The sequence below is a fragment of the Paenibacillus sp. RC67 genome, assembly GCF_030020805.1.
Taxonomy (GTDB): Bacteria; Bacillota; Bacilli; order Paenibacillales; family NBRC-103111; genus Paenibacillus_S.
Genome location: NZ_CP125098.1, coordinates 4,482,980 through 4,504,615 on the forward strand (window position 1 = coordinate 4,482,980; position 21,636 = coordinate 4,504,615).

19 protein-coding genes are annotated in these 21,636 nt (G+C 43.2%); 2 read left to right on the plus strand and 17 right to left on the minus strand.

Annotated features, from left to right (window positions below):
* Positions 1-31 precede the first annotated feature (31 nt).
* The 9 genes from QMA13_RS20415 to QMA13_RS20455 form a co-directional block, all read right to left on the minus strand.
* The gene (locus QMA13_RS20415) at positions 32-304 is read right to left on the minus strand and encodes an NAD/NADP transhydrogenase alpha subunit (RefSeq protein WP_282935589.1); all 273 of its coding nucleotides are present in this window, start codon (positions 302-304) and stop codon (positions 32-34) included.
* Between the two features lie 39 nt (positions 305-343).
* Complete coding sequence (gene nth / locus QMA13_RS20420) at positions 344-1,009, minus strand: endonuclease III (RefSeq protein ID WP_282935590.1); 666 nt, start codon at positions 1,007-1,009, stop codon at positions 344-346.
* A 215-nt stretch (positions 1,010-1,224) separates the two neighbouring features.
* Positions 1,225-3,957 (minus strand): S-layer homology domain-containing protein, encoded by a 2,733-nt coding sequence (locus tag QMA13_RS20425; RefSeq protein ID WP_282935591.1) that lies wholly within the window; start codon positions 3,955-3,957, stop codon positions 1,225-1,227.
* A gap of 52 nt (positions 3,958-4,009) precedes the next feature.
* Positions 4,010-4,552, minus strand: coding sequence for a GerMN domain-containing protein (locus QMA13_RS20430; protein WP_282935592.1), 543 nt, complete (start codon positions 4,550-4,552; stop codon positions 4,010-4,012).
* A gap of 13 nt (positions 4,553-4,565) precedes the next feature.
* Positions 4,566-6,221, minus strand: coding sequence for an N-acetylmuramoyl-L-alanine amidase (locus QMA13_RS20435; RefSeq protein WP_282935593.1), 1,656 nt, complete (start codon positions 6,219-6,221; stop codon positions 4,566-4,568).
* Between the two features lie 275 nt (positions 6,222-6,496).
* Complete coding sequence (locus QMA13_RS20440) at positions 6,497-8,002, minus strand: AAA family ATPase (RefSeq protein ID WP_282935594.1); 1,506 nt, start codon at positions 8,000-8,002, stop codon at positions 6,497-6,499.
* Complete coding sequence (locus QMA13_RS20445) at positions 7,995-8,528, minus strand: hypothetical protein (RefSeq protein WP_282935595.1); 534 nt, start codon at positions 8,526-8,528, stop codon at positions 7,995-7,997. The genes QMA13_RS20440 and QMA13_RS20445 overlap by 8 nt, the downstream gene beginning before the upstream one ends.
* A 180-nt stretch (positions 8,529-8,708) precedes the next feature.
* Positions 8,709-9,200 carry a cell wall elongation regulator TseB-like domain-containing protein gene (locus tag QMA13_RS20450; protein ID WP_282935596.1) on the minus strand — a complete coding sequence of 164 codons (492 nt, stop codon included), beginning with the start codon at positions 9,198-9,200 and terminating at the stop codon, positions 8,709-8,711.
* 41 nt (positions 9,201-9,241) lie between these two features.
* On the minus strand, positions 9,242-10,543 hold the full coding sequence (locus tag QMA13_RS20455) for an amidohydrolase (RefSeq protein WP_282943464.1): 1,302 nt from the start codon (positions 10,541-10,543) through the stop codon (positions 9,242-9,244).
* Positions 10,544-10,808: 265 nt separating this feature from the next.
* Here QMA13_RS20455 and QMA13_RS20460 point away from each other — a divergent pair, with 265 nt between their 5' ends.
* Together QMA13_RS20460 and QMA13_RS20465 are read left to right on the plus strand one after the other, a co-directional pair.
* Positions 10,809-11,429 (plus strand): DUF47 domain-containing protein, encoded by a 621-nt coding sequence (locus QMA13_RS20460; RefSeq protein ID WP_282935597.1) that lies wholly within the window; start codon positions 10,809-10,811, stop codon positions 11,427-11,429.
* A gap of 27 nt (positions 11,430-11,456) precedes the next feature.
* On the plus strand, positions 11,457-12,458 hold the full coding sequence (locus QMA13_RS20465; RefSeq protein WP_282935598.1) for an inorganic phosphate transporter: 1,002 nt from the start codon (positions 11,457-11,459) through the stop codon (positions 12,456-12,458).
* Between the two features lie 68 nt (positions 12,459-12,526).
* Here QMA13_RS20465 and QMA13_RS20470 read toward each other — a convergent pair whose 3' ends face one another.
* The 8 genes from QMA13_RS20470 to QMA13_RS20505 form a co-directional block, all read right to left on the minus strand.
* The gene (locus QMA13_RS20470; RefSeq protein WP_282943465.1) at positions 12,527-13,132 is read right to left on the minus strand and encodes a redox-sensing transcriptional repressor Rex; all 606 of its coding nucleotides are present in this window, start codon (positions 13,130-13,132) and stop codon (positions 12,527-12,529) included.
* A gap of 12 nt (positions 13,133-13,144) precedes the next feature.
* A complete protein-coding gene (dinG, locus tag QMA13_RS20475; protein WP_282935599.1) occupies positions 13,145-15,997 on the minus strand; it encodes an ATP-dependent DNA helicase DinG in 2,853 nt (950 codons plus the stop codon).
* An 86-nt stretch (positions 15,998-16,083) separates the two neighbouring features.
* A complete protein-coding gene (locus QMA13_RS20480) occupies positions 16,084-16,716 on the minus strand; it encodes a tetratricopeptide repeat protein (protein ID WP_282935600.1) in 633 nt (210 codons plus the stop codon).
* A 63-nt stretch (positions 16,717-16,779) separates the two neighbouring features.
* Positions 16,780-17,163, minus strand: a complete 384-nt coding sequence (panD, locus tag QMA13_RS20485) for an aspartate 1-decarboxylase (RefSeq protein ID WP_282935601.1) — start codon at positions 17,161-17,163, stop codon at positions 16,780-16,782.
* Positions 17,164-17,330: 167 nt separating this feature from the next.
* Positions 17,331-18,194 carry a pantoate--beta-alanine ligase gene (gene panC / locus QMA13_RS20490; RefSeq protein WP_282943467.1) on the minus strand — a complete coding sequence of 288 codons (864 nt, stop codon included), beginning with the start codon at positions 18,192-18,194 and terminating at the stop codon, positions 17,331-17,333.
* 16 nt (positions 18,195-18,210) lie between these two features.
* Positions 18,211-19,065, minus strand: a complete 855-nt coding sequence (gene panB, locus QMA13_RS20495) for a 3-methyl-2-oxobutanoate hydroxymethyltransferase (RefSeq protein ID WP_282943470.1) — start codon at positions 19,063-19,065, stop codon at positions 18,211-18,213.
* Between the two features lie 279 nt (positions 19,066-19,344).
* A complete protein-coding gene (locus tag QMA13_RS20500; RefSeq protein WP_282935602.1) occupies positions 19,345-20,337 on the minus strand; it encodes a biotin--[acetyl-CoA-carboxylase] ligase in 993 nt (330 codons plus the stop codon).
* Positions 20,338-20,342: 5 nt separating this feature from the next.
* Positions 20,343-21,632 carry a CCA tRNA nucleotidyltransferase gene (locus QMA13_RS20505; RefSeq protein WP_282935603.1) on the minus strand — a complete coding sequence of 430 codons (1,290 nt, stop codon included), beginning with the start codon at positions 21,630-21,632 and terminating at the stop codon, positions 20,343-20,345.
* Positions 21,633-21,636: the final 4 nt, after the last annotated feature.

Below are 21,636 nucleotides of genomic sequence, written 5' to 3' on the forward strand. Positions count from 1 at the left end.
TTCAACAAAAAAAACCGAATTTCTTCGGTTTTTAGTGTACCACACTTTCATTCACAGGGATAAAAATTTCGAACAAATTGCGGTGCTGCAAGATTGTAATATCTTTGTCTTTTACTTTCATAACGACTACTTCCGGCTTTGTTTTCATACGATCCAGGTAATTATCAGGCACATCTCCTGACTCCATTACCGTTACGCCTTCTACTTGCTTTTCTTCATTTTCAGCCAACGGCGTATTCAATATTTCTTCATAAATATCAGAAAACACTTCGAAATTGCTTGTATAAACCGAAATACACTTCATAATAATCCCATCCTTATTTGTTTGCTGTGGTAAAGTTTGCTACTGTATAGGTTTCCTACGACTACCGGATTTCATACGTTTTTTTCCTTCACGGCATGATTCAGCCAGTGGACAGCTTTCGCATTGCGGGTTTTGTGCTTTGCAGTGATAACGGCCAAAGAAAATGAGCCTATGATGCGTCAGGGTCCATTCTTCCCTTGGAACCAGCTTCATCAGTTTCTTTTCCACTTCCAGAACCGAATCGTTCCAGTTCGTCATACCTAGACGCTTAGAAACGCGTTCAACGTGAGTGTCGACTGCAATTGCGGGAACACCAAACGCATTGGAAACAACTACATTAGCCGTTTTGCGGCCAACGCCAGGAAGCTCGACGAGTTGTTCATGCAGCTCGGGTATTTCCCCACCGTACTTGTCCAATACAATGGCGCACAATGCCTGAATGTTTTTCGCCTTATTTCGGAACAACCCGATTCTGCGAATATCCTGCTCCAGTTCCTCCAATGGAACAGCAAGATAGTCTTCGGGACGCTTATACTTTTGAAACAAATCAGCAGTCACTTTATTAACGGTTTCATCCGTACATTGTGCCGACAACAAAACGGCGATAGTCAGCTCAAATGGATTGGAGTGATTGAGCTCGCAATGGGCATCCGGGAACATCTCAGCGATCGTATCAAGAATGCTGCGAACCTGCTTCTTGTTCATAGTTACAAGCTACCTCTTTCTAGTAGTATAAAAATCAGTTTAACTAATCATGACAAAGGAATCAATGACTTCATCCGACAAAATGCGAACTTTTCTAGAAATTTATTATAAAAAAATAAAATCAGGATGAAAAAACCGTCTAAAGGAAGATAAACGCTTCTTCCCTTTAGACGGCGTTCTCTAATAAAATGTTCTTTGATCTTTAAAATATCTTTTTATTTTTCCATCTCATAGATTTTATCGTCAAGAACATAAATCGTCACATCGTCGTTTTCAGCGAAGGAACTTGGGACAACGGTTGTCGTTCCTTGATGCAGATAAGCTTTTGCATAGAAGTTGTATGTTGTTTTCTCACTGGAACCACCCGGCTTCAATTGCATTAAGTTAAGAACTGAATCGTAGGTAGCCACTTTACGCTTGCTGGCTGTAGCTTTCGAAATAATAAACTGATCATTAGCATCCTTAATGATTTCTACCCGATCATTAGCTGCAATCGAATTCAAGTCAGCGGATGTAGTTCCGTTCTGCTTAATAACGAACTTTTTACCAACCGGAAGCACCTGAACACCGCTGTAATAGTCTTGAACAGTAATGGTACCCGCTCCCGCATCGACTCCTGTCACTTTGCCGCGGATCGTATTTAACATTTCAACGCTTTCCAGTTTTTTACCTGTATAAGCTACTTTAATATACTCATCAACCAAAATATCTTCGAAGCTGTGAGTTGCTTTTCCTGGATTTACGATTTTGTCATTACTTTCAATTTGGAATACGAGCAAACCGCCGCTTTCGTCCTTGACGCTCAGTTGTCTTTCTGTCGTATTGGAAATCAACGTTTTATAGACGGATGTTCTCTTCACTTGAATAAGTGTAATAAGATCTTGGTCACGGTTCAACGTACCCACAATATTGTCACCGATTTTCAAATCTTTCAGTGTAGCTCCTGGTTTAGCAAGAGAGTCTACGCCAATGGCAGTCATCAATCCGAAGGTCACATTCTGACCTCCTGGGGCACGCAATGTGATTTGGTTCGCCTCTGCATTGATTTGCGTTACAGTACCTTCTGCGTTCATAGCATATTTGATGCTTACAACTTTGTCCTTGGATACTTTGAGATCCACTTTGGTTCCTTTGGTCTTTACGAATTTGTCTGCAAAATCATTCAAATTCATCGGAGAATCCCAGTAGCTAATACCTGTAGTTTCCGTCAGCTTATAAGCATACGGGGAACCATTATCGTCGGTTACTGTTAATAGCTTCGATTCTGCGTCATAGTTAACGATTTTAGCGAATGCCAACTGTTTAATTGAGCGGCTGGTGACAGAAACCTTGACGATCTTATCGTTCACCATATCGAGTTTCAGCTGATCTCCCACCTCTAGATCAAAGAAACCGGCGTTGCCTAACCCGTCAATAGATACAATAGCGTTGTCCGCAATATAATAAGCGCCTAGTGTATTATCCTGTTTGTTTATCGTCAAGATTTTCTTATCGTCGCTTACACTTGTTAAAGTTCCCTCTACCGAGGTTCCTACATCGGCCTGTTTACTGACCTTAATCCCAACCACTTCGTTATTTTTAATTTCATAAGAAACGACATCACCTACACGAACCTTGGAGAGATCTCCTGAAGCTCCGCCAGACAAGGTAATAGCAAGCTTCACACTGAATGGGAACGTTTCGTTTTGGCCTGTGGTTTTCTCCATGAAGGTTATCGTATTGGCATTCTTGTCGATACTTACTACTGATCCTTCAGCCGTTTTGCTTATAGGAACTTGTTTCACGATGATTTTCGAGTACTTGGCATTAGGGATAAGAAGATTCCGTTTAAGCTCAACAATACTTCCGATTGGAATCGAGCCCAGACTAAGCCCGCCACCTGCTTTATCGGTAACCGTTACGTTCTGATCAAGCTCTTTAAGATCTTTATTACCGCCTTGAGCTATGGATACCATCATTTTTGCAACATAGATTTGATCAAGTGTTCCTTCATAAGACTCCATTTGCTCAGCATCGTTAGTTAGCTCAACATAAGCAGCAGTGCCAGCGGACTGAATGACATACACTTCGTTAGTATCTTTCAATTGGGTTGAAGGGATCCGACTGTCATCCTTGGCATTATAGAACGCCGTATCGGATGTAACCGTGTATTCTGTTGTCTTGCCTTGTTTATCAAGAATAGTCATCTTGCGATCCTTAATTCCCATCATATAGCCAATAACTACACGATCAGAACGAGTCGTCAGCTCTTTATCCGCTCTGCTCAAGAAGGTTGCCATCTGAGCACGAGTCACGTTCCCTTTAGGTTGGAAATTATGATCATCCACACCATTAACAAGGTTCAAGCTAACTGCCGCGTTAATATAACCGACTGCCCAAGAGGACATATCTTTCGCATCACTAAAGATGGATGGATCGGCATTTTTTTGTCTAGCCAAATCTTGTTTGTTAATAGAACGAATGACTAGCTTCGCCACCCATTCACGTGTCGCAGGACGCGAACCCCAAGCATTTTTCGAGTTGGTGCCCGCGGCATCCGTTTCTTCCTTCACATCAATTAAATCTTTATCAAAAGCGTACGCTATGTATGGCTTTGCATAACTATCCACGGTTACAGGAAGGATGGTCTCGGTCTTATTTTTCAATGCTTCATTCTCGAGTCCCATCATACGAATAGCCATAATGATAACATCTTGCTGGGACACTTGTGTGTCAGGGCTAAATTTACCCTTATCGACCCCTTGAATAATCCCAAGTGCAGCCAATTTGGTTATATGTTTAATAGCCCAATGATCACTGCTAACATCCGTAAATGCCGAGCTTGTGTTCGTAACGGCGGTTCCATTCGTTTTGACAGTTTCCGCAGCATAGACTGGACTGCTAACAAGAACCGATAACGCTATTAATCCTGCTGCCATTTTCTTAGTATGTTTTTGCTTGTTGCTCATGATATTGCTCCTCCCGGTTAATTGATGTTGCGAAGCCCCCAAAAAAGCACGGTTATCCGCGCTTAATTGGATGCGGGAGCTCCATATGTCCCATTAAACTATCAACGGCTTTGCCATCCAGCAAAATATTTAAGCTTTGAATCTCTGAAAACTGAAAAACCGTTTTTTTCAAAGCTTGCAGCACTAAATCTTCCCCGCCTGCACCTAATCTAGATTCCGGCGCCATAGATAAATCTACGGTTAAAGTCTGATCTTTTAAAGACACGGTATTGAAAGTAAAGCCTTTTAATAGTGCAATTCTTTTACTATCGGAGCTTGTAGTCAGCGCTTTAAGAGCCGAAGCATACTTCTCGTTATCTTGTTTATACGAGATTGTGCTTTCTTGCTCAACCAATCTCTCACCATTCTCATCCCCGAAATAGACTTTAATTTTCGTCTGTTTGGTTTCGGACCCGGACGTCGATGTTTGTGTTGTTGGCGAACTTGACTTTTGTCCTTCTAAAGCGTTTGGAGCCTGTTTAGCCTGTCCGCAACCCGATATTAATACGACCAGCGTTAAACCGACTATGGCGCCGTTGAGTAACCGTCTTTGCATCGCTATCCTCTCCTTAGTCGATATTCAACTGCTGTTTGATAGCAGCAACGATAGACGCGGCAACTTGATCCTGAAATGCATCTTGGAACATGGCTGCATCCTCGGAACGGTTCGTCAAGAATCCGATTTCCAGAAGCAACGAAGGCATTGTCGTATTTTTAACGACATAGAAATTATTTTGTTTCACTTTGCGATCTGGAAATTGCGTAGATTTCAATAATTGCTCATGCATAATTTTGGCAAACGGCAAGCTTTGATCGGTATAATAATAGGTTTCAACACCCTCAACTGATTCTTTTCCCGCAGAATTGCCATGGATTGCAACAAATAGATCTGCCTTCATTTCATTAGCAAATGATGCGCGATCCGCCAGTTCGACGAAGGTATCGTCTTTTCTTGTCATGACCGGCTCTATTCGAGATTCCTTCTCCAACAGCTTGTACACTTTTGTACTAAGAGATAGCACGAAGTCTTTCTCATAACGTTTCGTTACGGAAACAGCTCCCGTATCCTTGCCTCCATGTCCAGGATCAATGACGACCTTGAATTGTTCCTTTGCAGGCGACAAAGTCCATACCATCTGGTTTGGTGTCTTTGCTGAAGACAGCTTGAAATCTACTTTTTTAGACAAATCTATTATTATTCTAACGATAGACGATTCTTTTGAAAATAGCAAATATCGGATTTGCGAGATATTATTTTGATTTCCTTTAATCATGCCTTCGCCTTTATCATTCAACTTCAAGGAAGGATCCAACTGTCCATAAGGAATATCGATTACAATCCGGTTTGGCTCAGAGAGCATGGATACGTTCGGTTTGCTCTCAGCTCCACTCGTCTTTACAACAAACTGATCTCCCTCAAGCGAAATGGAACGAATGGTCGTGACCGGCTCCTTTCCTTTATCGCCAGGCTTCGTTTGTTGAGATGGCTGCTGATCTCCGGCCGTTTCATTTTTGTTAGGCGAAGTAACCGTTGAACCTGTGTCTTTACCCGGCGTGCTTGTACTGTTCTTATCTTTGTCAGGTTTGTCTGTCGCCTTATCCGTATTCTTTCCTGTATCCGCTACCGACGGCTTCTCAGCAGGCTTATCGTTTGATTTATTTTCCGTAGGTGTCGTAGGCTGCTTTCCTGCTGCGCTATCCCCTATGGACGAATCCTTCTGAATAGTTCCGGTTCCTGCATCAGGCTTGCTCTCTCCCCCTTCGATTGGGGATGAAACGACTTCTTTGACATCCGCTTCCGGCTGGAATAAAAATACCGAACGCGTCAGCTCGTCCCAAGTCACCTTAACACCCAACTGCTCACTTACAAAGCGCAGCGGAAGCATCGTATTCCCGTCTACGATGGAAGGCGCTGTTTCCAGCTTAAAGCTCTTGTTGTTGACCAGAGCATCCTGCTTGTCGATAAACAATTGAATGTTCATGCCTGATTTGTCTACGGTGACTTTGCGATTTTTCTCATCCCACTGAACTTTGGCTCCAGTCGATTCCGCGATGATCCGTACCGGAACAACCGTATTTTCTTTAATAATTCGTGGCGCCACTTCCGCAGCCAGCTGCTTTCCGTTCAAATACAATTGAATCTGTGGAACCGCGGCAAAAACCATCATCGGAAACGCTAACAGAGAAACCAGCAAAAAAGACATCAACGTAGTAACAACTCTCATTATACACCTCAGATTATGTATTTTAATTTTGTAATGATATCTACTATTATGACATAAACTATCTCTTAATGGCGAAACTTACCATAAAAATAGACTCAAAAAATACGAAAAAGTTGCGAAAAATGATAAGTTTCTCTTGAATTTGACCGATATTTTAAGATTATAATGCTTTTACTAGAAAATGCTGTTAATTATTCACGAACTTACCGACAGGCAAACAAAAAAAGCTTAAAGCGCAGACTGATCGCCTGTGCTTAAGCTTTTATTTTCATAACCTAGACTGTCTGTAAGCGGGAACTCTCCAATAGATCACGGAACTGATCCCCTGAGAGAACTTCTTCTTTAACCAAAATATAGAGTGATTGTTCAAACACAATGCGGTGCTGCTCCAGCAGCTCACGGGTTCTGCTCGTTAACTGTTCGAGAATAGATGCATTTTCTTTCATCAGTTCTTCTTTCGTAACCATTTGTCTATCCATGATTCCCAAGCCGGTTAATCCGGAATCCATCATAGTACGTACTAAATGCAAAGCTTGCTCAAAATCGTTGCGCGAGCCGGTGCTGCGTCCGCCATAGAACATTTCTTCCGCTACGGCTCCGCCAAGAGCAATGATAATTTGCTCCTCCAACTGCTCTTTCGTATACAAATATTGATCCTGCTGCGGATTATGCCTTACATAACCGAGCGCTTTACCGCGAGGGCTCAATGCAACCTGAGATACCGAACCCGGACGAACCACTTCAGCAGCTATAGCATGTCCCAATTCATGAAGCGCTACCCGATCACGTTCTTCCTTAGTTGACTCACGATCTGTTTTCTCGCCTATCATCACTTTATCCACCGCTTGGGATAAATGACTTTGACTGATGAGCAGCGATTCTTCACGCATTGCGTAAATGGCTGCTTCATTCATTACACTTTCAAGCTGTGCGCCGGAAAATTGAAATGTTTCTTCAGCAACCAATTCCAAATTAACTTCCGGTGCCAAAGGTTTATTTTTGCCGTGGATGTTCAGGATATGCAAGCGGCCCTTTTTGTCCGGCAAATCCACCTCGATATGTCGGTCAAATCTACCAGGGCGAAGAAGCGCGCTATCAAGCATTTCCTTACGGTTCGTAGCGGCCATTATTAAAATTCGCGGACTTTCCGAAGTATGAATACCGTCCATCTCCGTCAAAAGCTGGTTAAGCGTCTGATCATACTCTCTATGCTGACCGCCGTCCCTTTTACCGCCAATAACATCAATTTCGTCAATAAAAACAATGGCGCTCTCCTTATTTTCCTTCACTGCACGATTCCGAGCTTCCTTGAACATTTCACGGATTCGACTTGCTCCGACCCCGACGTACATTTCTACAAACTCACTACCAGCAGCAGCCATAAAAACTGAATTCGTGTAATGTGCAGCTGCTTTTGCCAATAATGTTTTCCCTGTTCCGGGAGGACCTTCGAGCAAAATACCTTTCAAAGGTCGAATCCCAAGCTTGCGGATTTCTTCGTGCTTAATAAGAAAATCCAATGCTTCCTTTAACTCAGTCTTAGCACGCTGTTGACCGCCTATATCTTCAAAAGTCATATAGCTCGGGGCCTGCTGCCTGCGTGCTTTACGATCTGATCCACCGAAACCGGCACTGCCGCTGCGCATTTGGTTCATGTAAAATATGGTTCCTAAGATAACGGTCAGGAATACCAATGGAATTGCATTAACACCGATGAAAAAGAGAAAAATAATAACAACAGGTATAGCCCCGATAAATATCTCTTTATATATTTTACTCATTCGGCCACACCCCCATTTTCTCTGGAGTTCGAGGCAGCATCACATATTTGCTTTTATCACCATCTGTCATTGTTATAAAAACGAATTTATCGTTCATTTCGGTAGAAATCTTCATGCCTGACGACGCATCTACACGAGACTGAAGCGTAGTTGGAATTTGGGCATAATGCTTTGTTTCCATAGCTTGAGCCACATCAAATAAAGCCGACGACCACCATTGATCCAACTCCTGGGACGAATCATTCGAAACTTTAAGCTTCAAAGCTTTTTTTCCTAATATAGCGGAACCTTTGCTCTGGATATTATCATACACCTCACGCATGCTGGTACCAGGTTGGAGCTTCAGCTCGATTTCAGCATCATTGGTATTTATTTTGGTATTCACCAGTTCCACACCTGGCGTAGATTCAACGATACTAGCCAATGGATTCTCCATAGCAAAGCTTTGATATGCAAACCAACCGCCAAATAACACGGTAGCTGAAATAGCAACACTCAATATAACAGGTAAGAGACGCAACTTCATAAGCCGACGTCCCCCTTTCTAAGTTGATATATCAAAAAGTATACGTTGAGTATATCACATAATATATCATTCAGTCCGATGTAATGTGTGGTAATGCTCCCTATTTGTCTCCAAATAAAAAAAGAAGCCTTAACTGACTCCTTGAATTAGATTCAAGAAACCAGCGCTAGCTCCATGTTTTTATTGAATACTTAAACGCCATGTATCCAAATAAGCCCCATCATTGAAAGAATAATAATCGTAGTAATACTTTTCACTTCCCGTTTCATCGGCCGGCAGCTTGTACATGGATTCCCAGATTAACTTGCCGCCCAACACTCCTGGCATCGTTCTAAGTATATCCGCATTGGCATGCTTGGCTTGAACCAGAGAATCGACCTTATCTTCCGACACACCGTCAGCAGCCATCTGAGAAAATATTTCATCTTCCCCGACCCAAACAATGACCTGCTGCCCGATCTTATCTTCTCCATAAATCACTGTATAGGACTTATCTCCGACGAACCGTTCCACTTTCACGGCTTTTGTTAACAACGTTTTTTGATATGCCGTTTGCACTGCGCTTCGTTGGATTTTCCATTCATCCTCTTGTACCGCGTTTATGAACCGGCCTCCAAAAAACAAAATAAGTGCAACTGCGGCTATCGCTACAATTGTTATTTTGATTTTCATGGGGGAAATCCTCCTACAAAACTTATACTTAAGCTATTTCATTACTCTCCTGTCAGTCTTTCAAAGCAGCGTTGCGCTTCATAGAGCACTTTCTCTTCATCTAAGGTAAGGCATTCGCCGTTCTTGACAAGCATTTGTCCATCAACCCACACATCTGCTACATCTTTGGCAGAAGCAGAGTATATCACATGAGAGATATAGTTGGTTTTCGGGAAAAAGTGCGGTTGGTTTATGTTCAAGGAGATGAAATCCGCTTTCATGCCCGGTTGAAGAGCTCCTACATTATCCAGCCAGATGGATTGAGCGCCTTCGATTGTCCCCATTCGGATAGCAGCTTCTGCCGGAACGGCAACAGGGTCTCCCGTTACTGCTTTATGAATCAATGCAGCCAATCGCATTTCCTCGAACATATCCAAGTTGTTATTGCTTGCAGCTCCGTCTGTTCCAAGTGATACTTTAACGCCCTGCTTCAATAATTCAGGGACTCTCGCTACACCGCTTGCCAGCTTCAGGTTACTTCCCGGATTATGTGAAACTCTTACATCATATTTTTTCAATATCTGAATCTCTTCATCAGTCAAATGGACTGCATGAGCAACCAAAGAAGGTCTAGAGAACAAACCCAGCTTCTCGAGATGAGCCACCGGTCTCGTACCGTATTGATCAACATTGTCTTGAACTTCACGTGCAGTTTCCGACATATGAGTGTGCAGAGGCAGATTCAAATCATGAGCAGCTTGGACAATACGCTCAATATAATCAGGAGGACAAGTGTACGGTGCATGAGGAGACATCATCGTTGTGATGCGACCTCCAGCCTTCCCATGCCAGTCACGAGCAAATTGCGTTGCTTCCTTCAGCTTGGCATCTTGAACCTCAGGAGGACAAAGTCCGATTACCCCACGAGTAAGACAAGCACGCATACCGCTTTCTTCAACTGCTTGCGCTACCTCGTTCATGTGATCGTACATATCGACGAAGGTTGTTGTTCCCCCCTTGATCATTTCAAGGATGGATAACTGAGTTCCCCACTTCACATCATGGGCAGTAAACTTGCCTTCGATTGGCCACATTTTCTCCTGAAGCCACACTTGAAGCGCCAGATCGTCCCCATAGCCGCGAAGGAGTGACATAGCTGCATGACAATGTGTATTGACCAATCCAGGCATGTACAGCTTGTCTTTGCCGTTAATTTGTACATCATATGTCTCAAGCGGCTGCGGCGCTTTTTCACCTATATATGTAATTAGATTATCTTCCAATACCATGCAGCCTTGAATTACGGGCTTCTCACTATTCAAAGTAATGAACGTTCCATTTGTAATAATCGTCGTTTTTTTCATTATCACCTTATCCTTTCGAACAAATAGCATCACTCTTCACTGTACAACTTCATGGTATATAAATCAAGCAGCTTCGTCCTCCCAGTTTGTTGTGACAACATAATAACAGATTCATGAACATATTCTGATTTGGATAAACTATGATTGCAAAGCATTAGTGTGTTGTGTTATTTTTATTTTTGTGTGAAATTTATCGCTTTTTTTCTACATAATTTGCGTTAGAATGTTAATTTTTTATTAAGATACATTTTGAGGAGGCTCTTTCATGCTTTTTGCTAAGAAGAACGACATCGATTTTTTGCTCTTGCTGATTAAAGCATCAGAGAACACGCTTCACGCGGCGCAAATATTCCGCAATGCCGTCATGGGAGATCAACCGCCTGCAGCATTCTGTCCTCAGTTGAAGGATTTGGAAAACAATGGAGATCAAATCACCCACCAAATCTTTAAAGGATTGAACAAAGTTTTTATTACTCCCTTGGAACGGGAAGACATTATGGAGCTTGCCTCGAAGGTAGATGATGTTATTGACGGGATTGAAGCGAGTATCGCCCGGTTTGATTATTTGAACATAAATACAAGCGATAACTATATGAGGGAATTCTCAGCGGTCCTCGTGGATAGCTGCCAGCATATTCTGGACTCCTTCAAGCTGTTATCCAAAAAGAAATATATGCAAATTACTGAACATACCGTACAAATCAACAGCTTGGAAAATGAAGCAGACCGACTAATGCGTGAAGGCATTCGCGAAATCTTCATGAATCCGAAGGATCCTTACCATGATTTTAAATTGAAGGAGCTGTACGAGCGGCTCGAACAAACAACGGATGCCTGTGAAGACGTAGCGAATATTTTGGAAAGCGTCGTATTGCGTTATTCGTAAGCTGTTCGAACTCGGTAGGAGGTCATTATGTTAACCCTATTAATCATCATTGTTGCGCTAGCCCTTCTGTTTGACTTCATCAACGGCTTTCATGATACAGCTAATGCTATCGCAACATCGATATCAACCAAAGCGTTGTCGCCCAAGTTCGCTATATTTTACGCAGCTACATTAAATTTTGTCGGTGCTATCTATTCATCTGAAGTTGCAAAAACAGTCGGCGGCAAAGTAGCAAACCCAGCCACTATAGATAATGGTGTTCAAATAGTTATCGCCGCTTTAATCACAGCCATTATTTGGAATCTCATCACTTGGTATTATGCCATCCCTTCATCATCCTCACATACGTTGATCGGCGCACTGGCCGGTGCCGTTATTGCAGGTGCTGGCGCATCTTCTGTCAATTGGAGCGGTTTTAAAGAAATTATTATCATCTTAGTTGCTTCTCCTATCGTCGCTTTTTTAACAGGATTTATCATCATGTGGATTATCCGTCAGCTCATTTTTGCCAGCGGCAACCACTCCAGATCCAAGCTGAATCGAATGTTCCGTTTTTTTCAAATTTTCTCAGCGGGTCTGCTTTCACTGTCCCATGGCGGTAACGATGCTCAAAAAGCAATGGGTATTATCGTATTCGGTATGGTTACTCTAGGATATCAAACTACATTGGACGTGCCTTTATGGGTTAAATTGTGCGCGGCTACCGCTATGGGCTTGGGTACATCGATCGGTGGTTGGAAAATTATTAAGACGATGAGTAAAAAGCTTATTAAGATCGAGCCTATCAACGGTTTTGCATCGGACTTAAACTCTTCTATCGTCATTCAAGTCTCTACAGCCATGGGGATGCCATTATCCACTACGCATGTTATCTCATCATCGATTATTGGTACCGGTGCAGTTATGAGGTTCTATGATGTGAAATGGGCAACGGTTACGAAAATGGTTATGACATGGATTATTACGATTCCTATCAGTATGGTATTGTCTTTCTTAATTTACAAAATCGTATTCCATCTGACTACATAATGAACATATAACAAAAAAGCCTACAGCGGTGTAGGCTTTTTTTATTTCTGCTATTCTTTAAGCTGCGATTAATCCAAATAGTAGGCCAAGCTTTGCAGTTCAGTCGTAAAATCAGCATGATGTACACGGATTTCATTGGGCACCTTGATTATAATCGGCGCAAAATTCAAGATAGCCTCTACGCCCGCTTCCACGAACTGATTCGCAACATTTTGCGCCTCTGCTGCCGGAACCGTAATAATACCTATCCGAACATGAAGCGCTTGAATGCTCTCTTGCAGCTCAGCCATAGGTTTTACCTTCAAATTATTGATGGATTCACCTATCTTAGGCCCATGTGCGTCAAAGACAGCTACAATTTTCATGTTATCTTTAAGATACGCGTTATAGTTACACAAGGCTCTTCCTAAATTTCCAGCACCGACAAGCGCTACGGGAATAACTTTATCCAGCTTTAAAATCTGGCGTATTTTTTCGATCAAATAAGCGACATCATAACCAATGCCTTTTTTACCGAACTCTCCGAAATAGGCTAGATCTTTACGAATCTGTGCAGGATTTAGGTCAAGCTTTTGCCCCAGATCCTGCGAAGATACGGTATGGACGCTTTTCTTGTTCAACTCGTTAAGAAACCGTAAATAAATGGGTAGTCTTCGAACTACCGCTTCGGATATTTTTTAAAGTTTTCATGCACCGTTTTCCCCCATCCACTGCTTAATTCTTGAAACCAATTGATTGGTCGGCATGTGCTCGATTTTGGGGCCGGGCAGCGAGTACAAAAAGTACTTTCCATATGTCGTATCAATGACGCGGGTGTCATAAATGATAACAATGCCTTTATCTTTGGCTGTTCGAACCAATCTTCCAAAGCCCTGTTTAAACCGAATAACCGCCTGCGGTACCGATAATTTCATGAAAGGATTTTGATTCAGCTTTTTCAAATTCTCCGTTTTGGCTTCTACCAACGGATGATTAGGCGGTTGAAATGGAAGCCTGACTATCGCCAAACAAGTAAGAGCATCCCCCGGTATATCTACACCTTCCCAAAAGCTGCTCGTTCCAAGCAGCACGCTGGCGGGATTATTCTGAAATAACCGAGTCAATTTGCTGCGATTGCTGCTGTCCACACCTTGTCCTAGCACTTGTATCCCAAACGGGCTAAGAACGTCCTTTAAAGCGGCGTGAGTGAGCTTCAGCATACGGTTGGAGGTGAATAATACGAGCATTCTCCCCTTTGTTTCGAGAGCCACCTCAGCTAAAGACTGGGTCAAATGCTCAAGAAACTGCTTCTCGCCAGAGTTCCCTCGAATACTTGGAAAGTCTCTTGGAATTGCCACAAGTGCCTGCTGACGATAATTGAAAGGTGAAGGAAGCTGAACCGTCTTCAACTTACTGTCTGTTTCTTTAATGTCCAATCCTAACTGCTCACAGGTATAATCGAACGATTTTCCAACGGACAAAGTCGCCGAGGTCATAATAACGCTATCTTTAACATCAAAGAAATGCTGCTGCAGCATAGGACTGACATCTATCGGAACACATACTAATTGGAGTGACTTACTTTTATTAAATTGTCCCGCTTCCAACCAATATACGTAATTATCATCCGGCATCGTCATGAAGAAATGCAGATTGTCACGATGTCTGTAGAGTTCCTTGACGGTCCCAGAGATATCTGTCACCATACCTTGCAAATCCAGCTCGTCCTGCAGTTCCTTCATTTCGGAAAGAAGCTTGTCCAGCCTTTTAAGAACGTCGCTTGCATTCAAGAAGATATTTTCCTCGTGTACAAGCAGCTTTTCCCATACGGAAGGGGTATCCCCTTTCTTGATGCGATAAACCAGCTGTCCGCCTTCCATCTGAGAAGGATCGGAACGAGCCGCAAGCAGCTGATACAACAGCTCCGCAAGTTCATCCCAATCTTCTTTAATTTTGACTAAAGTAGGCGTTAGAGTATCGATCATTTCACACCAAGCTTGTGCTTTTTCCGATGGTTCTCTTTGAAGTCTTGCTAAGAGCGAGGACAACTGGCCGCTCCGACCATCCTTATATAACCACCATAATGTATTCAAAAAGGAGCCGTAGAACAACTCAATACCTAAATGCTTGCTGGCTACTTCTTCAAAATGGTGAGCCTCATCAATAACCAGGTGCTTATAGCTTGGCAAAAGACGGTTTTCCGCCTTCGTATCGGTGAATAGCATCGAGTGGTTCGTTATGATAACATCTGCCGAGTTTGCTTCATGTTTGGCACGATGGTAAAAACACTTTTTAAACCAAGGACAAGCCCGGTTCAAGCAGGAATCCGAGTCACTGGCTACCGAATGCCAAAACTGCATTCCTTTATTAGCGAAATGAAGCTCTTCTTCATCTCCATTTTTCGTTTCACTAAGCCAGACCAACATTTGTCCCGCATTGATCCGATCTTCTTTTCCATTTTCGAAATCCAGAAGATTCATCTTATGTTCAAATTTGCGCAAGCATAAATAATGGCTCCGCCCTTTTAACACAGCTGCTCGGAACGGAACAGGAAATAAGCTATGAAGCAGTGGAATATCTCTTTCGCGAATTTGTTCCTGCAGATTGATGGTATGAGTACTGACCAATACTTTTTTGTCCTGCTTGAGACCATAATAGATGGAAGGGATTAAATAACCTAACGATTTGCCGGTTCCTGTTCCAGCTTCAACCATCAGATGCAGTCCTTGTTTGAATGCGGCCTCGACTTCTTCCAGCATCTTGACCTGCGCTTCTCTGTCCTCGTAGGACTCGAATCTTTGACGAAGCTGTTGCTTTAATTGCTCATAGAACTCTGCAAAATCGTCTGGAATAGCTACTACGTCGCCCTCTTCACGAACAGGCTCCTCTTCGCCCCAGTCATCCACATTAATCGCAAATTGGCGAAAATATTTCCCTGTATCCGTATCAACTGGGTTGAATGTTTCTTTATACACTCTCATTTCCTGAACAAACCAACCGAAATCGGTTGTTACTTCGTCAAAGATCATGGAAATACGTTGAAGCGCGAGCAATGGTAATTGTTGAAAGCGCTCAATACAGCGCAGCCAAATAAGAGCCGTTACTTCAGCATCGCTGTCCGCTTGATGAGGTCTCTCATGTTCTATATTGAAAGCATGGGCTACCATGGATAGCTGCAAGCTGGCCAAAGATGGGAACAGCACTCGCAGTGAATCCATGGTATCCAGTACTTTACCGTCAAATGGGAAATAACCGTGCTCATCCAAGGCTCTCTGGAGAAAAGCCAGATCGAAAGCAACATTGTGCGCAACAAGAACGGAATCCTGAAGCAGAGGGACAAGCTCTCCAATAACTGCATCGAGTTCAGGAGCCTCGCTGACCATTTCATCGTCAATGCCCGTTAACGTTGTTATAGAAGAAGGTATACTCATCCCGGGATTAACCAGTGAAGTATACCTGTCCGTAATATGATCGTCTTGTATGATGACGAGACCAACCTGGATAATACGATCCGTAGGCTGACTCCCGGTTGTTTCAAAATCCAAAACCGCGAATTTCATTTACTTTATGTCAATCCCTTCATTCCCACTCTTCTTCTTAGCATACCAATACTCTCGGGAAAAGGAAATAGTAAACTTATTCTCAGCTATCGATTCGGGTGTTGATAAAACTGGAGCTGTCCTTTCCTTTCACTGCAAAGTCCCATATCCACAAGAGGTTGAACACTGGACGGATCTGTCTGGAACGCCAAATTAAAATATTCGAACGCTTTGTCCAAATTACGGTGCTGTGCTTGGATACATCCCATAGCATTGTAAGAAATAGCCCTGATTTGGTTATTGTCGGTTAATTGAGAAGTAAACTGAAAATGACTGTAGCTTTCAACGATATCACCCTTGCGTAAATAGCTCATAGCTAAATAAATACGCGCTAATGTAAAATCAGGGTACTTGCGAATCATGGCGGTAAACTCGCGTATTGCTTCATCATACATCAGCAGCTTGTAAAAACCCTGCCCCCGTATAAATTCATCGGAACGCTTGTCACCTAATTCCGGGTCCATTGAATTCGATGCAGAGGCAGCCTGCTGGTGCTGCTGATGAAACAAAGCTAATTTCTCTTCGAACAAAAGCCATTCTTCAATAAACGTATCACTCATGGCCTTCAATACTCTAAGCTTCTCCTGAAGCTCTTTTTTCCTCGAACCTGTTGCGGCTGCGAACTGCGCTGAAATTTCATCAAGCATTTCATTCATGGAGGCAAATAAATGTTTGAACATGTACGCATCCCACCTTAAGCTGAGCATACCCTCATTTTTTGCCCCGACAGCCCTTTTCATTCGTTACATTACAGTGGAATGAATTTCTTCCTTAATAACGCTGACGACCTTATTATTTTCACCCATGATGGCTACCTGTGGTTTATGATTTCGTGCTTCTTCATCCGTCAGCATGACGTAAGAGAGAATAATAACGGTATCGCCAACCTGAACGAGTCTAGCCGCTGCGCCATTCAAACAGATCACACCGGAGCCTCTAGGACCGGGAATAATGTAAGTTTCTAAGCGTGCGCCATTATTGTTATTGACGATCTGCACCTTTTCATTTGGTAGCATATCGATCAAATCGAGTAAATCTTCATCAATCGTAATGCTCCCTACATAATTGAGGTTGGCTTCGGTAACCGTTACACGGTGTATTTTGGATTTAAGCATTGTTCTGAACATGATGGGACCTCCTAAGAGTTTCGCGAATGCGAAACTGTCATCGTAAGCATTGTTGAGTTTTGCGTTAGCAAAACTTTCATCGTAAGCATAAGCTTGAGTTTTGCGTACAAAACGGTCTACGTAAGTATAAAAATAATTATCAAATGCGAAAACATTCTCGTTATAGATTACCAGCGAATGATCGTATTATCAATCAGGCGAGTCTTTCCAAATTTAACGGCAAGAGCAATGATAAATGCAGGAACGGAGCGCAAATCAGTAATAGGTTCCAGTGAAGGATACGCCAAGATATCCGCATAATCGATTTCCGCTATGGAAGATTGGTCAATATGCTGCTTCACTGCTTCCTGCAGTTCACTTGCTAGAAGCGGACCTTTATGTTCCCGCACTAACTTCTCAGCCATATTCAAGGCCGAAGACAGTATAAGGGCTTGTTCCCGCTCCTCAGGCTCCAAGTAAACATTACGTGAGCTTAAAGCAAGCCCGTCTTCTTCCCTAACAATTTTACAAGGAACGATTTCTACCGGCATATTCAAGTCGTCCACCATTTGTTGAATGACAGCAATTTGCTGAGCGTCCTTCATGCCAAAGAATGCATAGTCTGGCTGAACGATGTTAAACAATTTAGTTACTACCGTAGCTACACCATCAAAATGCCCTGGGCGCGAAGCACCGCACAAACGTTCGGTTACTTCAATTACAGAAACAATGGTTTTAGTTGGCCGCGGGTACATTTCTTCAACAGATGGGAAAAATACAATATCTGTTCCTGTCGCTTTGGCAACAGCCAAATCTCTCTCCTCATCCCGCGGATAGCGGGATAAATCTTCGTTAGGACCAAATTGAAGTGGATTGACGAAAATACTTAATACAACCAAATCACACTGTTTACGAGCAGCTTCCAGCAAGCTTGCATGGCCTTGGTGCAAATATCCCATAGTTGGAACAAAACCTACTTTGATTCCACCACGTGCAGATTTGGCTTCGCGAACCAATTGTCTTAGCTCTTGTATATGATGAATGATTTGCATAGGTTTAGCTCCCATCTTATTTCTTGCTTCCATACAAAAATTCCGCAACTTCATCCTCCATTTGGAAGGAGTGCTCTTCTAGCGGGAATTGGCGCTGCTTTACCTCATCCACATACTGCTTAATACCATTTCTAATGATACTGCCAATGTTGGCGTATTCCTTAACAAATCGTTTTGGTATAATATCCGATCCATATCCCAATGCATCGTGGAACACCAAGACCTGTCCATCACACTGAGGTCCGGCACCGATACCTATAGTGGGTATGGATAGCTCCTTGCTAATATGTGCAGCCAGTTGCTCCGTTACAAGCTCCAATACAATGGCAAAAGCCCCTGCTTGCTCCAAGGCTTTGGCATCATCCAACAGCTTTTGCGCTTGCGCTGAATTTTTACCTTGAATTTTGTAGCCTCCGATTTGATGAATGGATTGTGGTGTTAAGCCTATATGCCCCATTACAGGAATTCCCGATTGGGTTAATGTAGCTACAGCCTCCGCAATTTCCGCTCCACCTTCCATCTTTACCGCTTTGGCAGCACCTTCTTGCATGATACGCGCCGCGTTACGAATCGTTTGATCTATACTGCCATGATAAGTCATGAAGGATAAGTCGGTAACTACAAAGGATGATTGAGCTGCTCTGGCTACGGCTCTTGAATGATAAATCATATCATCAAGAGTAACTGGAATAGTCGAATCATAACCTAGGACAACATTTCCTAAAGAATCTCCGACCAAAATAACGTCCACACCTGCCTCTTCCGCTATTTTGGCAGATGGATAGTCATAAGCGGTTATCATTGAAATCGGTATGCCATCGTCTTTCATTTTTTTCAGCTTTGCAGTTGTAATCGGTCTCCGTTTCTCCACTTTAACCACACACCTTCCTTCAGTTTTTGTCGATTTCATTAGTATGAACAAAAAAACCTTTTAGCCTACGGGAGCTAAAAGGTTCACATGGCAAAAAAAATCATATGATCCTTCTGTCTCGGTCCGTTAGGCTCAGAGCAGAATCCGACATATTCCAGATTAAACTATGAAGTTGTCGTCTTGCCTTTGTTCACTACAAGTGCGATTCACCATGGATATCGCCTTGTAGTCAACATTATACCAGACATTTCATAATTCGAATACACTTATTCGTCACATTTATCGCTTTTCTGGAGCAACGAATTGAATATCTCCCGAGTACCACTGCGTTGTACTTCCGTCCGATAAACGAACCGTTAAAGCACCTGAGTCATCAATACCTACAGCATAGCCTTCTAGTAAACCTTTAGGGGTTTGACATGTAACGGGCCGATGCAATGAAACGCTCAGCGCCTCCCAAAGAAGCTTGATCGGAGCGAACCCTTGCTCATGATACAAGGCATATACAGTCTCCAGCTCCTTCAAAAACTGACACAAAATATCGGTTCTGTCCAGCTTCTTTCCTGCTTCAATAGCCAGGGAAGTAGCTTTTGCCCGCAATTCATCATCAGGATAATCTTCAGCAGTCAAGTTTACACTAATTCCTACTCCTGCTACGACATGCTGTACATTTTCATCTTCCGCGCTGGATTCTAACAAGATACCACTTATTTTTTTACCTTCGATTAAAAGATCGTTTGGCCATTTAATTCCGATAGGTAAAGCCGTTATCTGCCTAAGAGCGCGGCACAGCGCAACGGCTATAAGAAGGGTGAGCTGGGGTGTAAATTGGAGCGGAATGCGCGGCTTTAACACCAGACTCATCCATAGTCCTTTTCCTTTAGGAGAATGCCATTTGCGCCCCAATCGCCCCCGACCGGCTGTTTGCTGCTCAGCTACGACGAGAGTCCCTTCCTCAGCTCCTTGACTTACCAGACTGCGTGCCACCGTTTGAGTAGAGTCCACCTCATCATAATAATGAATGGTTCTCCCCAATACACTGGTCTCAAGCCGCTTTAAAATATCTTGTACATCCAGCTTCTCAGGCTTAGCTGTGAGTCGGTAGCCTTTTCGTGAAACTGCCTCGAACTCATAGCCTTCCTGTCTTAACCGCTCAATATGCTTCCAAATGGCTGTCCTGCTGCAATTAAGCTTAGTGCTTATTTCTTCACCCGAAAGAAACTGCTGGGGCCGTTCCTCAAACATTCGAATCAGTTGTTCGTTGATTGCCATAGTTATCACATTCCTGCAGAGTAATGTTCTTTATAATAGTGCTCGGCTTTTTCCAGAAGAACTTCTTTTTCATTAGGAATCACGCCAAGCGCCGTTTCTCTAAGCATTTGTTGCAGCACTTTGGCAACCCACGGGCCTGCTGGTGCGCCAATTCTTGCAATAAGGTCTCCGCCGCTGATATGCAGTCCGACTAACTTGTCAACGGGCATCTCCTGTAACCAACGCAACCCTTCATTTACGCACAAACTACTTACCTGAACCATTACCCCTGCATGCTGAGCGCCCGATCCATCTAGTGAAAGGATGTGTACCAATGCTTGCAATGACTCTTTACCATATTGGATAGCGGCAAGCTTCCATTGACGTTCTACTTCCCTGACATTCAGTTCAGACACATCATGCAGATGGCTTCCTAAATAGGCTGCTGCGGCAATCGGAAGTCGCACAGCGTCAATCTGCTGCTTAGAGAACGTCATGAGTCGCAGCTCTTCTTCTACAGCCACGGCTTCGATTCCCAGAACCAAGTACAGGTATGACCAACGTTCCAGCGGATGGATGAGTTGGGATGTATCACAAAGGGTTGTCATCCGTTTCATATTGGCTATAAGCAGTGGTACCTTAGAATTCTGCAGCACATTGCTTGATGACAACAATTCTATAGCCCGGTTAGGTGAAGCGCCTGCCATCATGCGTTCCATTTCCATTCTTACGCGTTCCATAGCGATATGCTTTAACAATGGGGCATGCTCACACAACGCATTCCAAGTTTGATCTTCAACGACTAAACGATACTCCGCTGCAAAACGAATACAGCGCAGCATACGAAGTGCATCTTCCTGGAACCGTTCACTTGCTTCGCCTACACAGCGTAAAATCCCATTGCGGATATCCTCCGTACCATGAAACGGATCCAGCAGATTGCCTTCATAGTCTATAGCCATGGCATTCATCGTAAAATCTCTTCTGCGCAAATCCTCATTCAAGCTATCTATGTATTGAACCTCTGTAGGTCTTCGGTGATCCTCATACACGTCTTCTTTACGGAAAGTGGTGACTTCATATGGTTGCCCCTCAATGACTACAGTTACCGTGCCGTGCTGCAGTCCTGTAGGTATTGTCCTCGCAAACAAACGTTCCACTCGCTCTGGCAGGGCTGAAGTGGCAATATCATAGTCCTTTACAGGCCTATTTAAAAGCTTATCCCGCACGCAGCCACCAACCATATAGGCCTCGTATCCGTGTTTCAAAAGCGTATCAATTATTTTAAGAGCACCTTGTTCCAGCGAATCCTTCATGACG

Bases quoted from the DNA above. Each gene is read 5' to 3' on its own strand.
- QMA13_RS20415 (WP_282935589.1), bottom strand. From the start codon at position 304: ATGAAGTGTATTTCGGTTTATACAAGCAATTTCGAAGTGTTTTCTGAT.
- nth (WP_282935590.1), bottom strand. From the start codon at position 1,009: ATGAACAAGAAGCAGGTTCGCAGCATTCTTGATACGATCGCTGAGATG.
- QMA13_RS20425 (WP_282935591.1), bottom strand. From the start codon at position 3,957: ATGAGCAACAAGCAAAAACATACTAAGAAAATGGCAGCAGGATTAATA.
- QMA13_RS20430 (WP_282935592.1), bottom strand. From the start codon at position 4,552: ATGCAAAGACGGTTACTCAACGGCGCCATAGTCGGTTTAACGCTGGTC.
- QMA13_RS20435 (WP_282935593.1), bottom strand. From the start codon at position 6,221: ATGAGAGTTGTTACTACGTTGATGTCTTTTTTGCTGGTTTCTCTGTTA.
- QMA13_RS20440 (WP_282935594.1), bottom strand. From the start codon at position 8,002: ATGAGTAAAATATATAAAGAGATATTTATCGGGGCTATACCTGTTGTT.
- QMA13_RS20445 (WP_282935595.1), bottom strand. From the start codon at position 8,528: ATGAAGTTGCGTCTCTTACCTGTTATATTGAGTGTTGCTATTTCAGCT.
- QMA13_RS20450 (WP_282935596.1), bottom strand. From the start codon at position 9,200: ATGAAAATCAAAATAACAATTGTAGCGATAGCCGCAGTTGCACTTATT.
- QMA13_RS20455 (WP_282943464.1), bottom strand. From the start codon at position 10,543: ATGAAAAAAACGACGATTATTACAAATGGAACGTTCATTACTTTGAAT.
- QMA13_RS20460 (WP_282935597.1), top strand. From the start codon at position 10,809: ATGCTTTTTGCTAAGAAGAACGACATCGATTTTTTGCTCTTGCTGATT.
- QMA13_RS20465 (WP_282935598.1), top strand. From the start codon at position 11,457: ATGTTAACCCTATTAATCATCATTGTTGCGCTAGCCCTTCTGTTTGAC.
- dinG (WP_282935599.1), bottom strand. From the start codon at position 15,997: ATGAAATTCGCGGTTTTGGATTTTGAAACAACCGGGAGTCAGCCTACG.
- QMA13_RS20480 (WP_282935600.1), bottom strand. From the start codon at position 16,716: ATGTTCAAACATTTATTTGCCTCCATGAATGAAATGCTTGATGAAATT.
- panD (WP_282935601.1), bottom strand. From the start codon at position 17,163: ATGTTCAGAACAATGCTTAAATCCAAAATACACCGTGTAACGGTTACC.
- panC (WP_282943467.1), bottom strand. From the start codon at position 18,194: ATGCAAATCATTCATCATATACAAGAGCTAAGACAATTGGTTCGCGAA.
- QMA13_RS20500 (WP_282935602.1), bottom strand. From the start codon at position 20,337: ATGGCAATCAACGAACAACTGATTCGAATGTTTGAGGAACGGCCCCAG.
- QMA13_RS20505 (WP_282935603.1), bottom strand. From the start codon at position 21,632: ATGAAGGATTCGCTGGAACAAGGTGCTCTTAAAATAATTGATACGCTT.